The 20,363-nt window shown below is 44.9% G+C and carries 17 protein-coding genes and 1 pseudogene; 13 read left to right on the top strand and 5 right to left on the bottom strand.

All coding sequences use genetic code 11. The features are described from left to right. Window positions 1–135 precede the first annotated feature (135 nt). From J2Z69_RS14240 to J2Z69_RS14195, 11 genes and pseudogenes are all read left to right on the top strand, one after another. A complete protein-coding gene (locus J2Z69_RS14240; protein ID WP_209863953.1) occupies window positions 136–2,208 on the top strand; it encodes a molybdopterin-containing oxidoreductase family protein in 2,073 nt (690 codons plus the stop codon). A gap of 85 nt (window positions 2,209–2,293) precedes the next feature. Next, window positions 2,294–3,514 (top strand): MFS transporter, encoded by a 1,221-nt coding sequence (locus J2Z69_RS14235; RefSeq protein ID WP_209863950.1) that lies wholly within the window; start codon window positions 2,294–2,296, stop codon window positions 3,512–3,514. 51 nt (window positions 3,515–3,565) lie between these two features. Continuing rightward, window positions 3,566–4,072, top strand: a complete 507-nt coding sequence (locus J2Z69_RS14230; RefSeq protein WP_245339309.1) for a GNAT family N-acetyltransferase — start codon at window positions 3,566–3,568, stop codon at window positions 4,070–4,072. 247 nt (window positions 4,073–4,319) lie between these two features. Next, window positions 4,320–5,588 (top strand): ABC transporter substrate-binding protein, encoded by a 1,269-nt coding sequence (locus tag J2Z69_RS14225; protein ID WP_209863944.1) that lies wholly within the window; start codon window positions 4,320–4,322, stop codon window positions 5,586–5,588. Window positions 5,589–5,660: 72 nt separating this feature from the next. Then, window positions 5,661–6,626, top strand: a complete 966-nt coding sequence (locus tag J2Z69_RS14220) for a FecCD family ABC transporter permease (RefSeq protein ID WP_209864362.1) — start codon at window positions 5,661–5,663, stop codon at window positions 6,624–6,626. Then, window positions 6,623–7,426 (top strand): ABC transporter ATP-binding protein, encoded by an 804-nt coding sequence (locus tag J2Z69_RS14215; protein ID WP_209863940.1) that lies wholly within the window; start codon window positions 6,623–6,625, stop codon window positions 7,424–7,426. Before J2Z69_RS14220 ends, J2Z69_RS14215 begins: the two co-directional genes overlap by 4 nt. 91 nt (window positions 7,427–7,517) lie before the next feature. Continuing rightward, window positions 7,518–7,895 (top strand): annotated as a pseudogene (locus J2Z69_RS19185) (ankyrin repeat domain-containing protein); the annotation flags it as partial. 6 nt (window positions 7,896–7,901) lie between these two features. Then, window positions 7,902–8,372: an antibiotic biosynthesis monooxygenase gene (locus tag J2Z69_RS19180; protein WP_342591600.1), complete on the top strand. Its 471-nt coding sequence runs from the start codon at window positions 7,902–7,904 to the stop codon at window positions 8,370–8,372. 165 nt (window positions 8,373–8,537) lie between these two features. Continuing rightward, window positions 8,538–10,214, top strand: coding sequence for a glutamine--tRNA ligase/YqeY domain fusion protein (locus tag J2Z69_RS14205; protein ID WP_209863934.1), 1,677 nt, complete (start codon window positions 8,538–8,540; stop codon window positions 10,212–10,214). Window positions 10,215–10,233: 19 nt separating this feature from the next. Beyond that, entirely contained in the window at window positions 10,234–10,677 is a 444-nt protein-coding gene (locus tag J2Z69_RS14200) for a hypothetical protein (RefSeq protein WP_209863930.1), read from the top strand. A 169-nt stretch (window positions 10,678–10,846) separates the two neighbouring features. Further along, window positions 10,847–11,455, top strand: coding sequence for a nitroreductase family protein (locus J2Z69_RS14195; RefSeq protein WP_209863927.1), 609 nt, complete (start codon window positions 10,847–10,849; stop codon window positions 11,453–11,455). 212 nt (window positions 11,456–11,667) lie between these two features. On the opposite strand, the gene J2Z69_RS14190 is transcribed toward J2Z69_RS14195, so the two are convergent. Both J2Z69_RS14190 and J2Z69_RS14185 read right to left on the bottom strand, forming a co-directional pair. Further along, window positions 11,668–12,114, bottom strand: a complete 447-nt coding sequence (locus J2Z69_RS14190; RefSeq protein ID WP_245339308.1) for a GNAT family N-acetyltransferase — start codon at window positions 12,112–12,114, stop codon at window positions 11,668–11,670. Between the two features lie 10 nt (window positions 12,115–12,124). Next, window positions 12,125–13,339 (bottom strand): MFS transporter, encoded by a 1,215-nt coding sequence (locus J2Z69_RS14185; RefSeq protein ID WP_209863921.1) that lies wholly within the window; start codon window positions 13,337–13,339, stop codon window positions 12,125–12,127. A 120-nt stretch (window positions 13,340–13,459) separates the two neighbouring features. Here J2Z69_RS14185 and mobA point away from each other — a divergent pair, with 120 nt between their 5' ends. Further along, on the top strand, window positions 13,460–14,104 hold the full coding sequence (gene mobA, locus J2Z69_RS14180) for a molybdenum cofactor guanylyltransferase (protein WP_209863918.1): 645 nt from the start codon (window positions 13,460–13,462) through the stop codon (window positions 14,102–14,104). A gap of 81 nt (window positions 14,105–14,185) precedes the next feature. Then, window positions 14,186–14,701, top strand: a complete 516-nt coding sequence (locus tag J2Z69_RS14175) for a DUF3231 family protein (protein ID WP_209863915.1) — start codon at window positions 14,186–14,188, stop codon at window positions 14,699–14,701. 62 nt (window positions 14,702–14,763) lie between these two features. Here the strand turns inward: J2Z69_RS14175 and moaA are convergent, their stop codons facing one another. The 3 genes from moaA to J2Z69_RS14160 all read right to left on the bottom strand — a co-directional run bounded on the left by moaA (window position 14,764) and on the right by J2Z69_RS14160 (window position 20,283). Further along, window positions 14,764–15,771: a GTP 3',8-cyclase MoaA gene (gene moaA, locus J2Z69_RS14170; protein WP_425355015.1), complete on the bottom strand. Its 1,008-nt coding sequence runs from the start codon at window positions 15,769–15,771 to the stop codon at window positions 14,764–14,766. A gap of 351 nt (window positions 15,772–16,122) precedes the next feature. Beyond that, window positions 16,123–19,341: an efflux RND transporter permease subunit gene (locus tag J2Z69_RS14165; RefSeq protein WP_209863912.1), complete on the bottom strand. Its 3,219-nt coding sequence runs from the start codon at window positions 19,339–19,341 to the stop codon at window positions 16,123–16,125. Between the two features lie 36 nt (window positions 19,342–19,377). Next, on the bottom strand, window positions 19,378–20,283 hold the full coding sequence (locus J2Z69_RS14160) for a TetR/AcrR family transcriptional regulator (protein ID WP_209863910.1): 906 nt from the start codon (window positions 20,281–20,283) through the stop codon (window positions 19,378–19,380). Window positions 20,284–20,363: the final 80 nt, after the last annotated feature.

Here is a 20,363-nt window from a genome sequence, read left to right as displayed (position 1 = left end):
GTTCTTCCTTCTTTACATACCCGCTCGATTTAGACATGAAACACCAATATAGTGATCCGCATAAATCCCTTTCTTATTCAGGCGACAGCTTATATATTAGAGTAATAAGGTTATCCCTAAAGGAGCGGATGTAGAATGAAAAATCAAGCCAATGGCATATTTCCAGCTGTCTGTCCCCTGGACTGTCCAGATACATGTGGGCTGCTTTTATATAAAGAAGAAGGCAAAATTGTAAAAGTAACGGGGAATCCCGAGCATCCTGTAACCCAAGGTGCGATCTGTAATAAGGTCCGAAACATGACGGAGCGAGTGTATCACCCAGAACGTGTTCTGTATCCTTTAAGAAGAGTAGGAGCAAAAGGAGAGGGGAACTTCGAACGAATCTCTTGGGAGGAAGCTGTTCAAGAGATCGCATCTCGCTTTAAGGACCTGATTGCAGCCTATGGATCAGAATCGATTCTACCCTATAGCTTCTATGGCAATATGGGAATATTGAGTGTAGACGGGATGGATCGTCGTTTCTTTAACAAGCTGGGATCTTCCATACTTCAACAAGGGATTTGTAATGCTGCGGGGAGCTCAGGCTTTAAATATACGATGGGTTTCGGAGGAGGTACCGTGCCTGAGGATGCGGCGCACGCTGAACTCTTTATCGTCTGGGGTGGGAACATTGTTAGTACAAGTATGCATATGGTGCCACTTATCGAGAAGGCCCGCAAGCGTGGAGCGAAGCTGATCGTGATCGATGTACACAAAAACCGTACAGGAGATCGTGCGGATTGGTTCATTCCGCTGTATCCGGGGACCGATGGGGCGCTGGCTTTAGGCATCATGCATGTTTTATTTGAAAGGGACCTTGTAAATGAGTCTTTTATGGCGCAATATACGCTCGGACATGAAGAACTTCGAGAGCATGTAAAATCCTATACACCTGAGCTTGTTTCTTCGATTACAGGTGTGCCTGCTGAAGATATCGTGAAGCTGGCTGAGCTTTATGGGGAAAGTCCATCTGCTTATATTCATATAGGGAATGGACTACAGCATCATGACAACGGCGGAATGACGGTGCGAACGATCAGTTGTCTACCCGCGCTTACGGGTGCATGGTTGAAGCGGGGAGGAGGAGCTTTCAAGTCCAATGGAGCCTATGCCAGTTTGAACAGTAATGCGCTAGAGCGTCCGGAATTGAGGCCGAATCCCGATGCTAGAGTGGTCAGTATGAACCAGCTGGGCGAAGTGTTGTTGGAACTTGATCCACCCATTCATGCGTTATTTGTATATTGTGCGAATCCAGCGGTGGTGGCTCCCGATGCTAGTCGGGTGGACGAAGGCCTTCGCCGCGAAGATTTGTTCACGGTTGTTCATGATCTGTTCCTGACGGACACAGCCAAGTATGCAGACATTGTTCTACCTGCAGCGTCTAATTTTGAGACTACAGATATCTATAATTCCTATTGGCACACGTATGTCCAGCTACAAGAACCCATAATCCCAACCGTCGGTGAGAGTAAGGGGAATGTAGAGACCTTCACCTTGTTAAGCGCTGCGATGGGCTTTGAAGAGGATGCTTTTAGGGAGACAGAGGAACAGATGATTCGCAGTGCGCTAGATTACCCGGACAATCCTTATTTAGAGGGAGTCACGTATGATGCGCTGAAAGAGCAGCGTTTTGTGAAACTGAATATGGAGGAGAGAATTCACTATTTAGATCGGCTGAAGACTCCTTCGGGTAAAATCGAACTGTACTGTGAAGCCCTTGAGGAAATTGGTCTTCCGCCTCTGCCTACCTATATTCCTTTGATCGAAGGATATGATGGTCAGCGTCGTCCCGGCAAAGAGTCGAAATATCCGCTCATGTTCATTTCGCCACCGAATCATAGTTTCTTGAATTCTACTTTTGCCAATGTGAAGAAGTTAGCGTCATTAGAAAAGGAACCGACGCTGCAAATTCATCCATCTGATGCACTGCATCGTCATATCGCAGATGGAGATGAGGTTGTCGTATGGAATGACCGAGGTGAATATCGCGTACGCGCCGCCGTACTTGACAAAATGCTCCCGGGGACGGTGATTAGTCAAGGATTATGGTGGGAGAATGAGGAGACGGGCAAACCTCAACGCTCTAATGTACTCACGCCGGATCGACTGGCAGATATGGGCGGCGGAGCCGTTTTCTTTTCTACTACTGTTGATGTAAAGCGGCAATAGACGTGCTTGCTCGGTGCTGGGAAATGAAGGATACTTTTAGACATCAAGTTAGATTTAGCATATAAGTTAGGAGTATCTACTAGTTATGAAATGGTTAGCGAGTTATCCGAAGGAGGTCAAAGTCTTCCTTCTTGCCAGTCTAATTAATGCGGCGGGAAGTGCGTTGATGTGGCCGCTGATTACGATGTTTATCTTCAAAGAGCTTGGACGAACGATGACAGATGCAGGACTTGCCATTATGATTCATTCACTTGGTGGTATCGTGGGTCAATTACTTGGCGGGGCACTCTATCACCGTATAGGTGTAAAACGGCTCATCGTCGGTTCGCTCATTTTAAATGCATTAGCCCTGCTGTTATTACCCTATGGCAGTCAAAATTGGCATCTATTCATGGGATTACTGCTTCTTGGTGGATTCAGCAATGCGATGTCGATGCCTGCGATTCAAGCATTTGTCGGATTCCGGTTCGCAGATCGGCGTGGGCAATTGTTCAATGTTATCTATGTAGCTAACAATATTGGAGTAGCGCTGGGTACAGCCCTCAGCGGAGTGTTGGCTCAGATATCCTATCATTTAAGCTTCGTAATGAACGGATTCACTTGTCTTGTATTTGCAATATTCTTCTTCGTCTACTTGAACAAGGTAGAGCAGCAAGAAGGCGGTCTACATGTTCATAAGAAAAAAAGTGCGGCGCAAGGACTCCGCGTGTCCACGCTGCTTATGAATTATCGTATTTATCTATTCATGGGACTAGGTTCTTTATTCTTATGGCTCGGAAATTCCATATGGAACAATGGCGTGTCACCCTACACGATTTCGAAAGGTGCACCTGAATGGCACTATAGTATTTTATGGACTTTGAACGGAATACTGATTTTTGTAGGTCAGCCCGTTGTATCTTGGATCAAACGAGTCTGTGCGGGTTCTTCTCAAGCGCAGATGGCAGCAAGTGCGGTATTTTATCTAGCAGGCTACATATGCATACTTACGGTCCATACTTATCCGGCTATTGTAGGAGCGATGATCTTGACTACGTTTGGAGAAATGCTGATCTCGCCAGCCATTCCAGCATTTATCTCCGATCATACAGCAAAGGCAGCTCCATTTTATCTTGGATTAGTTGGGGGAATTTCGGCAGGGGGAAGAGTACTGGGGCCTTATGCGATGGGGGTTCTCTACGATCAAGGGGGTTTAGTACCGGTAGCATGGTTATCTGTCATTGTAGCAATACTGTCGCTTTCTATGTTTGTAGTACATGCTTGGATGTACAGGAACAAGGTCTCTTCGCTTCCGCTTAGTTTATAGCTGAGCTGTGAGGTGATATACAGCCTATAAAGTTGAGGGTGGAGTAAAATGATGAGCTCAGTTATTACAGTTAGATTATCTGAATTTAGAGATGCCATGCAGTTGGTGGATATAGACAATGAAGTATGGAATTCTACCAACTCCCCAGGTTCACTTGAGCCTGTGTCATCTGAAGAGTTTTTGCATAGAAATCCCCCCGGTTCGCAGTTCGTAGCGATTGATGGAGAGAGAATAGTAGGATATTTAGGATTTTGTACCCCTACGGCGATGAAGAGCAACGCCCATGTCTTAGACATCTATATAGCAATTCATCCACAGTGGCAAAGGCGACATATCGGTCAGACGTTAATGGATCGAATAAAATTACATGCCTTGGCCTTAGGGAAGCGAAAGTTGTCACTTCGGGTACTCTCATCTAATGATCAAGCTCTTCGTTTCTATCAGACCTGTGGTTTTTTGGAACAGGGTAGGTTAATAGAAGAATTCAATGTAGAGGGTACTTACGTGGATGACATTTTGCTCTATTTCCCCTTAGTTCCAGCTGTATCTAGTAGATGAATGTTAGACAATAGTTCAAATCCATTTAACTTCGCACTAGCTTGATATCTAAAAGCTGGTGTGGAGTTTTTTTCTATTTTTAACAACGTAGACTACGGAAAATTGTGCTTAAATATTGAGTTATTGGTACATATTCAAAATTAATAATGGAATAATTTAAAAATAAACTGTTGACAATGATAATCGTTATCAATAGAATAATGTTGTAAATGATATTGATTATCATTATTAACTAGGAGGTTATTTCATGTTTCGGAAAGTCTTTATACATAGTTTATTGGTGGCTGCACTTGCTGTAGCACCTGCCTTCACGCTAGGTTCACACGTGACAGCTGCGCCTGCACCTCTGAAAGTAACCCTGGATGGAAAAACTCTATCTTTAGGCGCAGCCCCACAAGTGAAAAATGGGAGAACCCTTGTGCCTTATAGCGGCATAATCTCAGCTCTAGGTGGCAAGGCAGCTTGGGATGCCAAATCACATACAGTAACGGCTAGCAGTGAAGGCGTGAATGTGAAGCTAACCATCGGGTCAGCTAATGCATATGTGAATGGAACTCTGACTAAGTTAGATGCGGCTCCTGTGTTAGTAAATGGACGTACGCTCGTTCCACTTCGCTTTGTCTCAGAAGCATTCGGAAAATTTGTACAGTGGAATAGTGCTACGCAGACGATTGCTATTTCGCGGACATTGACGGTTCAGACGAGTACGGGAAGCTTTACTTTGAAGAAGAAACCTAAACGAATCGTAACGTTATCTTCTTCGGACACCGAAATCATCTATGCCTTAGGAGGCAAAGTCGTTGGCCGTCAGACCTCTATTAGCACGGTATATCCTGCGGAAGCCAAGTCGGTGCCTGAGGTAGGCAGCTCTCACAGTATTCAGTTTGAGAAATTAGCAACCCTGAAACCTGATCTTGTCATTGCTAGCCCTGCGCTAAAGACTCAACAAGGCACAGTGGAGAAGCTGGGTGCTCAAATGATGTTCAACAGTCATAATACCTACGCTGAAATTCAAAAATCTATACGTCTATATGGTCAGATCCTAGGGAATGAAACCAAAGCAGATGCTCTGATCAAAAAAATGAATAGTCAAGTATCTGCGCTGAAGAAACCAGCGAGTCAGCCTAAAGCCTTGATTGTATACGGAGCGCCTGGCAGTTTTGTAGTGGCCCTCCCTACCAGCTATCCTGGGAACTTTCTTGAACTTGCGGGAGGTAAGAATGTAGCTGCCAATTTCCCTAAAGTAGATACGATGCCGCAATATGCGGAACTCAGTCTGGAGCGAATTATTGCAGCAAATCCGGATGTTATCCTGCTTATTACACATGGCGATGCTAATCAAGTAAAGAGTAGTTTTAAGAAGCAGTTCGAGACAAATCCAGCCTGGAAGAGCCTGAATGCGGTGAAAAAGGATCAATTCGAAGTGTTGCCATCCGAATTGTTCGCAGCGAACCCTGGACTTCGTGCACCTAGTGCTATAGCCAAAATCAATCAGATTTTGCTACAGGTCAAATAGCAGATGGAGACAACTATTCTGGGGAATGGTAAGGCCAAGACAAGCGTAGTAAATCCCCGAATAGGCAAGCATATGGTGGTTCTCATGGGAAGTTCGAGCCTCCTACTGCTAGCCGTACTCTCGGGGCTCATGTTCGGAGCTATTCAAATTCCAGCCTATGATGTATGGACTGCCCTTACGACTACGACGGATACGGAGGCTTACCAAATTGTATGGAATCTTAGATTGCCCCGAGTATTAACGGGTGTACTAGTAGGCGTGTGCCTAGCGGTGGCAGGAGCTTTTCTACAAGGCATATTTCGAAATCCTTTAGCAGATCCGGGAATCATTGGGGTATCTTCGGGTGGGGGCCTTGCTGCTGTAGTCATCATGATTCTGTATCCTGCTCAAATCGCCTTTTTACCGCTGGCTTCGTTCTTGGGAGCCTTAACTGCGGCGGCAGTGATCTATCTGTTAGCTTGGAAGGGCGGTGCATCGCCAGTGCGTTTGATTTTAGCTGGGGTTGCCGTAAATTCCTTACTGGGTGCGGCAATGACTGCACTCATGATTTTGAACAGTGAGAAAGTACAGTCTGTTTTACCATGGATGTCAGGCAGCTTGAATGGCCGGAGTTGGCCGCATTTTGATACGTTACTGCCTTATACACTTATTGGACTTGTGGCTTCCCTATTCTTAGTCAAACATGTGAATTTGTTAGTGCTTGGAGACGATGCAGCAAAAGTACTCGGTACCCGTGTGGAGCGAAGTCGATTGCTCATTATTGTAGTGTCTACATTTCTAGCCGGAGCCGCGATCAGTCAAGTAGGAATGGTCGGATTCGTAGGTCTTGTAGTCCCCCATATCGTTAGATTGCTAGTGGGTGGTAATTACAAGATGCTTTTGCCAATATCCGCTATCGGTGGTGCGGCACTAGTGGTAGCTGCAGACACTGCTGCAAGAACTTGGTTTGATCCGATTGAGTTCCCTGTGGGAATCTTACTAGCCCTATTCGGGGCTCCATTCTTCCTCTATTTACTTAGGAAGGGGCTGAGAGGATGAGTGAAGCACTAGCGGCTTCCCGTCTAGCGTTTGGGTATACAACCGAATCTATCGTGCAGGATCTAAGTCTGGATGTTCGCGAAGGAGAATGGCTAGGGATAGTGGGTCCCAATGGTTCAGGTAAATCTACAGTGCTCCGGATGTTGGCAAGGCTGGCTTCACCCCGAAGCGGGGAGGTACAGCTAGATGGGCACAATCTGAAAAGACTGAGTACTAAACATATCGCTCAGAGAATGACGATGCTGGCTCAAGTACAAGAAGCTGCACTCGATATCACGGTGCGGGATCTGGTTCGCCGAGGACGTCACCCGCATCTCAAATGGTATGAGGAATGTAGGGGAGAGCAAGAAGATATTGTAGACTGGGCGCTTCAAGTAACGAAGATGGAGTTGTTGCAACATCGATCTCTACTGATGTTATCTGGTGGTGAAAGGCAGCGAGCATGGCTAGCCATGGCGATGGCTCAGACGCCCAAAATTTTGCTGCTGGATGAACCGACAACGTACCTAGACATTGCACACCAACTGGAACTTATGGAGCTGATACGCCAGCTTAATCAAGATCAGGGTCTTACCGTAGTAATGGTACTCCATGATCTGAATCAAGCGGCACGCTACTGTGATCGGCTGATCGCCGTGAAGCAGGGGGCTATCGTACAAGAGGGTACACCTAGCGAGATATTTCAGCCTTCATTTTTCCGAGAAGTATTCGGCATAGAGGCAAGGATTTTTGATGACAACGGAGTTCCGGTATATATGCCTTCTGGGATATCCCCTTTAGAGTCAGGATCAGCACATTAATTAGCCCATAGATCAGATATGAGCAGATAGATCAGACATAAGCAAGATCCGGATAGGGAGGATAATAGAAGACACGGAGGGGGAGTAGAGTATGGCTGGCAAAGCTTTAGATCAAGAACAGGTGCGGGAGTTTGTGGGTTCGGCCCATATGGATCTCGAGAAAGTAAAACAACTGCTAGATGATGAACCCGGGTTACTCCATGCAGCCATGAATTGGGGTGGAGATGACTGGGAGACGGCGCTAGGTGCAGCTTCTCATGTGGGTCGCAGAGATATTGCGGAATGGTTAATTGCTCAGGGAGCTCGTATGGATTTATTTGCTGCGGCGATGCTAGGTGAGTTGTCCATCGTCCAGTCCGCACTAGAGCGGTATCCTTCTATGCTGAATACTAAAGGTCCTCATGGGATTTCATTGCTACAGCATGCCTTAATGGGCGGAGAAGCGTCGCTAGAAGTCGTGAATTATCTGAAAAAAATGACGCATGAACTAAATAGACAGGAGGGAGGCACTGGAATGATCGTTGTGGAGAATTACATTGAAGTGAAGGCAGGATTAGCAGACCTCGTCTTGGAACGATTCAAATCCCCAAAAAGTGTACACACATTTCCAGGTTTCGTTCGTATGGATGTACTCCATTCTAAGCTAAATGATGAGACTGAAGTGGTTCGAGTATGCACGACATGGGAGAATGAAGAGGCGTTTCACGCATGGTCTAGTAGTGATTCTTTCCGACATGCCCATAATCGTCGTGCTGAGGCTAAGCAAAGTGAATCTTCAGATATAGCCGTAACCTCCACCTCTGCACATGGAGCACACGGCGCGGGTAAGGATTCCAAAAATGGTGAGCCATCTACGGGTCCCATTACTGGAAATCGTGTGACGATTCATCAGGTCGTAGTCACGCATCTTCCCTCTGAAGCCCACGTTAGTTCCATCTTAACTTGATGGTCCAATCAAGAAGGTATCCGCTTGTGAGCGCGGATGCCTTCTTTTTCGTTACCTGCTTAATAAATGGATGGCATTGAACTATTGCGGAGATATCGGTATATTTAGAAGAAGAAAAAAATGGGGAACCTATGTATCACCATAATGGAAAGGTTGAGATCACTGATGTCTAACGCGAGCACCCCTCCTAACTTTATTAAAAATATAATCTCAGAAGATTTACGTACAGGTAAGGTACAGGAAGTAGTCACTCGCTTTCCTCCAGAGCCGAACGGATACCTTCATATTGGACACGCCAAAGCGATTTGGATCAACTTTACACTGGCGCAGGAATTTGGGGGACGAACGAATCTTCGTTTTGACGATACCAACCCAGTGAAAGAAGATATAGAATATGTGAATTCTATTAAGGAAGATGTACAGTGGCTTGGATTTGAATGGAGTGAACTTCGCTTTGCTTCCAATTATTTCGAGGAAATGTACAACAGGGCTCTTGTTCTGATCAAAAAAGGCAAAGCTTATGTGGATGATTTGAGTGCGGATGAAATTCGGGAGAAGCGCGGTACTTTAACAGAGCCTGGCGTGAATAGCCCTTATCGCGAGCGTTCAATAGAAGAAAATGTAGACTTGTTCACTCGGATGCGAGATGGAGAGTTCAAGAACGGCGAGAAAGTACTTCGTGCCAAAATCGACATGACTGCACCTAATATCAATTTGCGGGACCCTGTCATTTACCGGATTGCTCATGTGACACATCATAATACGGGGGATACGTGGTGTATTTATCCAATGTACACTTTCGCACATCCGCTGGAAGATGCCATTGAAGGCGTAACGCACTCCCTATGTTCCATTGAGTTCGAAGACCAACGTCCATTCTATGATTGGGTCATCGCAGAGACGGACATTCCTAATGAGCCCCATCAATATGAATTTGGACGGTTGAACCTAGCTTCCGCCGTGACTAGTAAAAGGAAACTCAAGATGTTAGTGGATGAAGGAGTCGTTGATGGTTGGGATGATCCAAGAATGCCTACCATCTCGGGATTACGCCGCAGAGGCTTTACACCGGAAGCGATCAAGAACTTTGTGTTCGAGACAGGTATAGCTAAGACTCAAGGGATTGTAGAGACGGCGATGCTGGATCATTTTATCCGGGAAGATCTGAAACTGAAGGCGCCGCGAACTATGGCTGTTCTTCACCCGCTGAAGGTCGTCATCACGAATTATCCTGAAGGGGAGATCGAATATCTAGAAGCGGAGAATAATACCGAAAATCCAGATATGGGTAATCGTCAAATTCCATTTTCCCGTGAAATTTACATTGAGCAAGATGACTTCATGGAGAATCCGCCGAACAAATATTTCCGTCTATTCCCGGGCAATGAAGTTCGTCTCAAGCATGCCTATTTCATCAAGTGTAATGAGGTTATCAAGGATGAAGAAGGTAAAGTAGTTGAAATTCACTGTACCTATGATGTAGAGACGAAGAGTGGGAGTGGATTTACGGGACGTAAAGTCAAAGGTACGATTCACTGGGTGGATGCAAGCACAGCGGTTCCCGCTGAATTCCGCTTGTATGAGCCGCTTATCGGGGATATTCAAGAGGAAGAGGATTCGCTACCTGAGAAGACATTCATGGATCAAATCAATCCGAATTCGGTGACGATTGTGCAAGGTTTCGTGGAACCCGCTCTTCAAGATGCTAAGCCGCAAGACAAGTTCCAATTTTTCCGTCATGGTTATTTCAACGTAGACTCTCACTATTCCAAACCGGGCGCTCCAGTATTTAACTTGATTGTCTCTCTCAAGAGTTCGTTCCAACTACCAAAATCGGTATAACGGCGAGGGAGAGGAATACATGGCCGAGAGAGCTCGTCTGAGTATGCCGGAATCCAGAGTATTGGAGGAGGCGTTGCGTACTGGAATCCCTGCTACGGCTCTAATGGAGATGTCTAGAAAAGGGGACTTTTCTGGCCTTCCTAGGGATGAAGATGGAGACAAAGACAGCGGATGGGAAGGACTTATCGCTTTCGCTGTGCAGCAACCAAAGCTGTTTCGACAAGCTCTGCAAGAGGGTTATACTATTAAGTTTGTTACTGTAGGTGGCCTTCGTACGTTGCTACTGATGAAATGGGGATTACAGCCCAATCAGGATTATGACATGGTTGAGAATCAATTCCTCGGTGTGAAGTTGCGTACTGAGGAGGCCACTGAACTACAGCAACTTGTTGCGGTACCATGGAAGGTAACTCTTGTTACGGCAGGTCCCGATGGGCAGAATGTCTATCGTATTTCGCACTAAAAAGAAGTGTACAGGCTCTATCATAGGATAGGGGTGTGCACTTCTTTTGCATACTGTAGGATAGATGGGGTAATTATAAAGTGAAAAGTAAATTCGGGATTGTCATTCTCTCAAAAGGTGTGTTACAATTAAAAAGTAAATTACTAACTTTAAGAAGGTAGGTATTCAAATGTCGAATTCAAGTTCATTTTTTGATGCGGTGAAAAACAGACGTAGTATTTATGCAATCAGCAAAGAACAGGTCATCTCCGATGATAAAATTACTGAAATTGTAAATGAAGCTGTTAAACACACCCCTGCTTCTTTTAACTCCCAAAGTGCTCGTGTAGTTGTGCTTTTAGGCGAAAACCATGACAAACTATGGAATCATACAGAAGATATTTTGCGCAAAATAGTAAATAATGAGGAGAACTTCAAATCTACAGCAGAAAAGATTGAATCTTTCCGTGCCGGTTATGGTACGATTCTTTTCTTCGAAGATACGAATGTCGTAGCTGGTTTGCAGCAGCAATTCGCAGCCTATGCAGATAATTTCCCGATCTGGTCTGAGCAATCCTCTGGTATGCTTCAATTTGTGATTTGGACTGCCCTTGAGCTTGAAGGACTTGGTGCTTCCCTGCAACATTATAATCCGATTATTGATGAAGCAATTACTTCCGAATGGGGTATTCCTGAGAATTGGAGGCTCAGAGCGCAAATGCCTTTCGGTAAAATTGTAGCTCCTGCTGGCGACAAACAGTTCCAACCTTTGGAAGAGCGAGTAAAAGTATTTAAATAATATCATCATGAAATTTTATACTGCAAAATAACAAAATCCCCCGATGATGCCATCAGACCTAAGTTACTGGTAGCGCAATCGGGGGTTATTGTTGTGGATTTTGGAAAGCGCTTGCTCTGAAATGCGTTTCATACTTTATAGTAATCCATAGAGCAATCCTATGACATTGGCGTGACGAATCGGCGTGACAATGCATAAGGATTGTTCTTAAGTTATATCGCCAAATTGGTGATCATGACACCCTGAGCTACTTCAAGATATCCTGTGACTTCAAATCCTTCAGAGTTATAAAGCTGAAGGGCTGGCGTATTTAATGATCCGGTGCTTACAAGAATGGGATGCTTTAATTTGTGCTGGTGCAAGAAGTATCGTAATAACTGCCTAGCTATTCCCTGCCTAAAATAATCAGGATGAACTATTAGCCGACATATATGCAGCCCCTCTTCAGTCTCCTCATAAGATAGCACTCCGACAAGACGTTCTTCAATGAGATAACCGAGGAAATTCTCGGATGAGTCTACGAGCATATTAGTCGTTTCTGTAAGGCCCGGAATTCCCTCAAATCCAATAAGCCTCGCTTCGATTTGATAAGCAGGGATCTGTATATCCAAAATCTGTTGTGCTATAGAGGGCTGAGAAACATCTAAGATCACGATCATATTGGGTCTCCTACTCGGAATCATACTCTGGATTGTGAATTATAGGTGTATAACCTCGTTTGAACATGCGATATCCCATGAAGGCGAAACCTAGCATACCGATAAAGGCAAAGGTGAACCCCGCTTTATACATAGTAACTCCACCAAAGGTCTGATATAGCCAACCGCCAAGCAATCCTGCGATAACGCCGGATACTCCTCCCCAGCCCAGGGTTAACACAGCTTGTCCCGAAGAACGAAAAGGTCTAGGCAGAAGTAGCGTTGTAATCTGTGTTCCTACATAATAAAATCCACCGAGCGTAATGGCGTGCATGCATTGAAGCAAGAGAACCTGAGCAGGGCTTGTCGTCTGAGACATAAGATACCACCGAATGCTGAACAGTAAAGCCGTTATAGCGATACAGATCATGAGTGAGGTCAGGTCTTTTCGGATGTATCTCCGCAAGGCCAAATATACGGCAGTCTCAGCCACCACAGACAGCGCAATAGCTAGACCTACATCTAGACGTGATCCACCAAGTTCCGTGAGAAAAATGGGCATAAATATAGCATTCATCGTACTTGAAATGGCGATCAGCATGCCTAAAATGACGAAGACGATAAAGTGCTTGCTCTGCAAACTACCCCTTATTTCTTTGGAAGTTAGTCTAAGCACTTCATTCCCATAGGGAACTGGACGTAATATGAAAGCGGATCCAATAGCCAGCAGAAGACAAGCGATAAGAACAAAGATAAGATCGATCTGGTCATAGACATAAAATATAACGCCTGAGATGATGGCAATCACACCGGTCCCGATAGATCCCCATTGACGCAACGTCTCAAATTTATACCGAGAAGGCTCAATATAGTGTAGGGTAAGTGTATTGTTCTGAGCAGGCAGTGTCGTTTGAAAAAAATAAAATACAATCATGATCCAATACAGATTGGTATAAGTCGTTGCCTGATAGACTAGGAGACTAGCTACCAATAAGCCCGTCAGTGTCATAACTAGGACGTATTTTGCATTTTGCTGGCGTTCATTACAGTACTTCCAGAAAGGATGTGCCGCAATGGAGACCACGGGAGCCATCGCAATCAGACTTCCAATCTCTAGTTTGTCGAGACCAATATCTTGCAGATACAGTTGAAAAAATCCTCCGAAAATAACCATGATGCCGTAGATAAAAAAGTTCAAAAACCCTAAGGGCAGCATGCTTCTTTGTTGCCTTGCCTGATTCTGCAAAAGGCGCCATTCCTTTCGGCTCATTGGTTAATAAATTCAATGTACCATGTGATGCTAAGGGATACAAACCAACTTTTTATAGATTGTCCAAATATTTTACAGAAGAGTAGGTGAAGGGACATGGAGTTCACAGCCATTGTGATCGCAGGTGGGATATCTTCTAGAATGGGAACGAACAAGGCTGAACTTAAGTTTGGGGGTCATTCCTTAATGGAGCGTACGGTCCATATGTTGGCAACCATCACGTCTCACGTTCTCATTGTTGCCAACAACGCCACTCCTTATCAGGAATTGGGATACAGAATCATATCAGATGAATTTCCCGGAAAAGGACCACTTGCAGGTATTCATGCGGGATTAATGGCTTCCACCACAACATGGAATCTGATATTGGCTTGTGATATGCCTTTTGTACTTGCTCCACATATCAAGACGCTAATTACATACACAGAAAGGGTGACCGATGTCTCTCCAATCGTTGAGGGTAGGGGATATGATGCCGTGTTCCCCGTGAGTGCCGAAGGAAATGAGCTCCCCCTATTAGCCATGTATCGAAGAGAATTAAGTGTGGACTTGGCACATCGTTTGGCAGAAGACAATCTGCGTGTCATGAACTGGACCCGCGGGCTGTACCATGCAGAGATCAAGGTAGAAGATATGGTAAAAGGTACGGAGGTAAGCTCTGACCTTCTAGCATTTAATATGAATTACCCAGAAGATTATGAGCGGGCTGCAGCCATCTATAATAAGAATGAATTCGCTTGACTATTAATAATTCATACATGATAACAAAGCCCTGGGATATACTATTTTCGTAAATATCAGATGAAAAGGGAGTATATGACTATGGGTATTCTAAGCGGTAATCCAAAAGACGAACCGATGCATTATGGCGAAATATTCAGTATATGGATGGCTTCCACAGCGGCTAAGGGAGCAGTCTCGTTATATCAAGTGTACCTAAATCACGCTGGGGACAAAGATCTGAAGAAAATACTGTCCGATCTGCTGGAAGAAGCACGGACAGATATTAAAGATTTAGATGCTTTACTGCTTGATCAGTGTATTACGCCAGCACCTATGATGGCAGAAAGACCGCCGGTTAAGCTAGAGGAAATTCCTGTTGGAGCTAGACTCACAGACCCTGAAATTGCGGCTATTATTAGCTCGGATGTAGCACTTGGCTTAGTAGCTTGCAGTCAGGTCATGGGTCAATCGATTCGGGAAGATATCGGTGCCTTATTCGCGAAATATCATCTGACCAAAACAGAGTTTGGAACAAAGATTCTCAAAATGAACAAAGAAAAGGGCTGGCTCATTCCCCCTCCGCTTCAAGTGAAAAAACCGGAGACAACTAACTAACACTTATTTTGTTTATTTCGTTAAAAAAACGACCCTGCCACAGAGGCTGGGTCGTTTTTGATCTACCCCCCGATTTGAGACATCTTTCGGGAAGTTGGCGTATTGCTTTGAGCTTTTTTCTCTAGGGCTAAGGCCATCTCATGATTTTTGGGCTTGGTGCCCAGAGAGCGAAGGAAGAGTTGCTGTATGGCTTCGGGCTGATGTTTTCCAGTAAGCTCACGGACCGACACTTCTTCCGACCAATAGAGGCAAGATTTGATATGTCCGTCTGCGGTAAGGCGAAGCCGATTACAATTGTCGCAGAAGTGTTCGCTGACGGGATGAATTAATCCATAGGTGCCTACCGCACCTTGGACTCTTCGATTTTGTGAAGGGCCGTTACCTTTAGGAAGATGAGCCTCTTCAGTCTGCCAGCCATTCTCTTGGCACACGGCGGTTACGGCTTCTAAAGGGAGATAAGTCGCCCTCCAGTTATCGGATGCACTGCCAATCGGCATATATTCAATAAAGCGGACATGAATCGGTCGATCTAGAGTAAGGGCTATGAAATCACGGATTTCATCCTCATTCATGCCTTTCATTAGAACTACATTCAGCTTGATGGGATCAAGGCCAGCTTCATGTGCAGCTTGAATTCCTTCAAGTACTTTATGCACATCGCCTCCGCGTGTGATGGTGGCAAAGCGATCCGCTTGCAAGGAGTCAAGGCTGATATTAATCCGGTTAAGACCGGCTTTTTTTAAGAGGTGTGCCTTCTGTGGTAGCATCATTCCATTAGTAGTCATGGAGATATCTTCAATACCTTCAATCTCGGATAGCATCTGAATGAGCTGTTCGAGATCCTTGCGTACTAGAGGTTCACCACCTGTAATCCGTACTTTGCTTAAGCCCATAGGGGCTAGAGCACGGACAACTTCGGCAATCTCCTCATAGCTCATAATCTCGTGCTGAGGCTGGAAGACCATTCCTTCAGCTGGCATACAGTAGACGCATCTTAAATTGCAACGATCGGTGACAGAGATCCGAAGGTAATCATGAATTCGCCCGAAAGCGTCCTGCAGCTTTTGCATCAGATTCATCCTTTCTATGCATAGCTGTAATGGTTGAAATTTTAACGATTATCAGCGGCTACGTCAACAAGCTAAGCTTCCATTCCTTATCCTATTAGAAGGTTGCACCAAGCAGGGAATTAAAAAAACTTAACATGAAGAGTTAACAAATACTAGTAAAGCGCTTCCAAAGGTGTATAATAGATTTCAGTCGTACGGAATTCCCTATAGTTCTGTATGAGAGTATATGCAAAGAGAGACGCTCATCTTCGGACGGGCGTCTCTCTTTATGTTGAAGACTTTAGACCACATAAGTCTTAAATAAAAGGAATCCTTTAGATTTAAGCTAAAGGATTCCTTTTTAATTTTGAGTTACGGTGTTTTCTTGCTTAGTTTCTTTTGTTGTCTACCTTTACGAGTCATACCAATTAAGAGCTCATACACAACAGGTACGATGACTAACGTAAGAAGGGTGGAACTGATAAGTCCCCCAATTACTGTGATACCCAGACCTTTTGAGATGATACCTGCAGTTTCTTCAAGTCCTACAACGAGAGGGAGAAGTGCTCCGATGGTAGCGAGTGCAGTCATCAAGATCGGACGAAGTCGTGTAGCTCCTGCTTCCAGCAGGGCTTCGCGAGTAGACAGTCCTTCACGTTCTTTATGAATAACTCGGTCGATTAATACAATTGCATTCGTGACTACGATACCAATTAGCATCAGTGCACCCATAAGAGAAGATACATTTAGGGTTTCTTTGCTGATCAAGAGTGCCACGAGAGCGCCGATTACGATGAACGGCAAGGAGAACAGGATCGCAAACGGTGCAAGTCCCCCGCCAAACGTCACAACGAGTACAAAGTATACAATCGCAATAGCTGCGGCCATCGCAATAGCTAATTGTGTAAAGGTATCATTAATTTGTTCCGTAACCCCGCCGAATTCAACGGTTACACCATCCGGAAGCTTATAGCCATTTACTTTGTCTTGGAGCGTCTTAGAAGCACTGCTGACATCCGTCGAGATGATATCTGCATTAACGCCTACTACCATTTTGCCACCAATTCGCATGATAGAATTTGGGGAGCTTCCTTGTTCAACCTTAGCGACATCTTTAATCTTTACTTCTTTACCCAAAGGGGAAAGGAGGGTTTCATTTTCGATATCTTCTAGTGAAGTGTACGTCTTACTATCCGTTTCAATATAAACTTTATACGACTTGTTATCAATTTCTACTTCGGTAAGCACAGGACGTTCTCTTTGCGGACTAAGCTTCATTGCTAGTTGTCCAGCAGTAAGTCCAAGAGAGCTTAGCTTCTGCTGATCGGCCACAAGTGTGTACTGATCATAAGCTTTGGAAAGCGTTGTATCGCCTTTTTCAAAATTGGTTTTGTCTTCCTGAACCCATTTCAGTAATTGATCCGATACAGGCTTGATTTGTTTGAGGTTATCTCCATAGATGTTTACAGTGAGTTTGCTGCCGCCGAGTCCACCGCTTATGCCGGATTGCTCTTTAAATTCGCCTTCTGGAATTTTGGCATGCAGATCTTCAACTAGTTTCTTTTTAATATTCTCGAAATCTTCCGTTGTATCTTTGTACACGACATAGAAGAGTGCCGAGTTGGAAGGACCTTGGCTTAGCGGATTGCTTCCGCCTACGGAATACTGCATTTTATCCAGATTCGGTTGAGCGAGAATGAATTTCTCAGCAACTAAAGCCCGTTTTTCTACATCCTCACGTGTATCTCCAGCAGCCGGAGAGTACGTAATCATCGTATATTTGTCCGTTTGCTCTGGCAGGAAGCTAGTGCCAATTAGTGGCGTTAAGAACAAGCTTCCGACTAGCAATAGAAGAGCTAGACCTAATGTAATGATTTTGTGAGAAAGGGACCAATTTAGGATTCGTTGATATCCACGAGCCATACGGCCTGGCTTTTCGTCATGATTGTGTGTGTTTTTTAGGCCTTTACGGAACAAGGTATGTGCAAGCGCTGGCACTAACGTGACGGCTACGACCAAGGAGGCTAGCAACGAGAATACCATAGTCAAGGCAAATGGAGTGAACAATTCGCCCACCATACCACTAACAAAGGCAAGCGGCAAGAATACAGCAATCGTAACAATCGTCGAGGAAGCAATCGGAACGAACATTTCACGGGTGGACTCGCGGATGAGCTCCGCACCACTTAGTTTCTCACCCGTTAGGGAGAGTCTGCGGTAGATGTTCTCAATAACTACAATCGAGTCATCGACAACCCGTCCAATCGCTACAGTCATCGCACCCAGTGTCATCATATTTAGAGTTATGTTCATCTGCCTTAGAGCGAGAACGGCAATTAATAAGGACAATGGGATGGAAATGATGGAAATGATCGTCGAACGAATATTGCGCAGGAAGATCAGAATAATGATGACCGCGAACATAGCACCAAAGAGCGCTTTGCTCAGCATCGTGTTCACCGAGTCTTCGATCGGCTTCCCTTGATCTAGAAGAACCGTCATATCCAGATCTTTATATTGCTTCTGAAGTTCTTCCACTTTGTCTTTGACTTCATTTACAACATCGACGGTATTCGCATCATTAGCTTTGATGATTTGAATACCTAAGGACTCTTTACCATTTGTCCGGGAAATAGATTCGGCTTTGCCAATGACCTGAATGTCGGCAACGTCTGTTAGTTTGACGGTAGGAATAGCTGTAGGAGCCGTAGGAGTTACAGCACCTGTAGAAGGACTCCCGACGGATCCTGTTGCAGTTCCGCTTGGAGCAGCCTGCTCACTGTTACCTGTGAGCCCAGCAGCTGAGGATGCATTTGAGTTCGATCCAGCAGTACCGCTTGCAGAAGGAGCAAGAGGAATGGTTACATTCTTCAGATCCTCTACCGTAGTGATGGCACCATCGACTACCACGGCTTTTTGTGTCTTGTCCATTTCGAACAGTCCTAGAGGGACACGAACCGCCGAAGCTTGAACGATACTTTTTACGGTATCTTCGGTTAAGCCGAGTTCTTTTAACTTATCTTGTTTGAATTTAAGCTGAACTTCATTGGTGAACTGACCAGCTACTTGCACAGAAGCTACACCGTCCAGCTTCTCTAACGCAGGTTGGATATCATTCACTGTAGTGTGAGTGAGGTCTTCTAGGCTAGCGCCATTTTTGGCCGCTACACTGAGGGAAATGACCGGGAAAGAATTCAAGCTGAACCGCGTAATTTGAGGCTTTTGTGCGCCATCAGGCAGCTTCACATCATTGAGCGCTTCGCGGACAGCTGCTGAAGCATTGTCTAGGTTCGCGCCATAATTGAATTCAAGCAAAACGGAAGCAGCATTCTCCATGGATGTGGAAGTGATGGTCTTAATTCCGTCTATATTTCGTAGCTTCTGCTCGATGGGCTTGGTTACATCTTCTACCACTCCTTCAGGTGCTGCCCCTGGGTAGACTGCTGATATGTTCAAGAAAGGGACGTTGATATTCGGAATGGTCTCTTGCTTCATGGTTAAGCCACTATAGATACCTGCGGCTACAATGATTAAGGTAAGCAGCCAGACTGCGAACTTGTTACGCAATGAGAAATTAATGATACTTTTCATACTTAATTAATGGCTCCTCTCCACAATCTCTCTGATTCATTTGCTAGGGGGTTGTACATAAGGATGAAGGGCTACATGTAATTCCTTCATCAGTTCATCGACTTCGGGTACGGATGTGTCTTCACAATTTCTTGCCATGCCCAAGAGAATAGCTCGTCTTGGCTCAGGTTCAATAAGTTCTTGTTCAAGGACATGCAGAGAATCCAGCAGATCTTTTTTTGTATCAGAGGACATGCCGAGTTCCTTGACTTGCTGTTTCAATTGCTTCACGATTTGAATAGGATGTCTTGAATTACGTACACCACTAAGACCCTCCTGTACCCAATTCGTTAAGGTATCGGAAGAGAAGAGCGGCTCAGGCTTCTTCAGCAGTAGACTCTCGGTCTGATGATCCAATATGAACATGAGGTGCTCGGTCATCTTCTTGATACTTACATCTAGTCTGCTATCAAAAAGAAGTCGGATATAACAGCCGAACATTCCATGAACTAGCAGTGTTAGATCGGATGAATAAGGAGCAATTTCTGGCCCATACACATCTTCAAGTTTCTCCTTCGCCCAGTTCAGCAAAGCCATGTTATGGTCTTTGACATACTGAGGTTCCATATTCTTCTTCCCGTGATTGACCCAATCTTTGATCTGCATGATTAAGAATTCACGAAGTTCAAGTACGAAGGATAACAACACTTCGATTTGCTGAATGAGAAGCGCACGAGCGGTCAGGCCGGGTATTCCCTCCACACGAAGCAGTTGCTCATGCAGCATTTGGAAGCAGTACTGATACAAGCTAAGTTCCAATTCTTCTTTGGACTTAAAATGTTGGTATAGACTACCCTTGGACATGCCGCAATGCTCCGCAATTTCTTGCATGGACGTATTGGAAGAACCCTTGGTGGAGAACAGTTGCATAGCCGTTCTTAGGATGGAGGTTCTCTTATCCATAGGTGTATCAGACAACGAAGAATCCACTCCTTTCTGACTTTATAGTTCTATCTTTGACCGACCAGTCAAGCTTGATTATA

Source organism: Paenibacillus shirakamiensis (genome assembly GCF_017874255.1).
Taxonomy (GTDB): Bacteria; Bacillota; Bacilli; order Paenibacillales; family Paenibacillaceae; genus Fontibacillus; species Fontibacillus shirakamiensis.
The sequence above is the reverse complement of the archived record's forward strand: the minus strand, read 5'-3'. Positions and strand labels throughout refer to the sequence as shown.

Coding starts and splice junctions, on each gene's coding strand:
- J2Z69_RS14215 (WP_209863940.1), top strand. CDS start 6,623: ATGAGTGAAGCACTAGCGGCTTCCCGTCTAGCGTTTGGGTATACAACC.
- J2Z69_RS14235 (WP_209863950.1), top strand. CDS start 2,294: ATGAAATGGTTAGCGAGTTATCCGAAGGAGGTCAAAGTCTTCCTTCTT.
- J2Z69_RS14230 (WP_245339309.1), top strand. CDS start 3,566: ATGAGCTCAGTTATTACAGTTAGATTATCTGAATTTAGAGATGCCATG.
- J2Z69_RS14240 (WP_209863953.1), top strand. CDS start 136: ATGAAAAATCAAGCCAATGGCATATTTCCAGCTGTCTGTCCCCTGGAC.
- J2Z69_RS14220 (WP_209864362.1), top strand. CDS start 5,661: ATGGTGGTTCTCATGGGAAGTTCGAGCCTCCTACTGCTAGCCGTACTC.
- J2Z69_RS19180 (WP_342591600.1), top strand. CDS start 7,902: ATGACGCATGAACTAAATAGACAGGAGGGAGGCACTGGAATGATCGTT.
- J2Z69_RS14205 (WP_209863934.1), top strand. CDS start 8,538: ATGTCTAACGCGAGCACCCCTCCTAACTTTATTAAAAATATAATCTCA.
- J2Z69_RS14200 (WP_209863930.1), top strand. CDS start 10,234: ATGGCCGAGAGAGCTCGTCTGAGTATGCCGGAATCCAGAGTATTGGAG.
- J2Z69_RS14165 (WP_209863912.1), bottom strand. CDS start 19,341: ATGAAAAGTATCATTAATTTCTCATTGCGTAACAAGTTCGCAGTCTGG.
- J2Z69_RS14190 (WP_245339308.1), bottom strand. CDS start 12,114: ATGATCGTGATCTTAGATGTTTCTCAGCCCTCTATAGCACAACAGATT.
- J2Z69_RS14175 (WP_209863915.1), top strand. CDS start 14,186: ATGGGTATTCTAAGCGGTAATCCAAAAGACGAACCGATGCATTATGGC.
- J2Z69_RS14160 (WP_209863910.1), bottom strand. CDS start 20,283: ATGGATAAGAGAACCTCCATCCTAAGAACGGCTATGCAACTGTTCTCC.
- mobA (WP_209863918.1), top strand. CDS start 13,460: ATGGAGTTCACAGCCATTGTGATCGCAGGTGGGATATCTTCTAGAATG.
- moaA (WP_425355015.1), bottom strand. CDS start 15,771: ATGCAAAAGCTGCAGGACGCTTTCGGGCGAATTCATGATTACCTTCGG.
- J2Z69_RS14195 (WP_209863927.1), top strand. CDS start 10,847: ATGTCGAATTCAAGTTCATTTTTTGATGCGGTGAAAAACAGACGTAGT.
- J2Z69_RS14225 (WP_209863944.1), top strand. CDS start 4,320: ATGTTTCGGAAAGTCTTTATACATAGTTTATTGGTGGCTGCACTTGCT.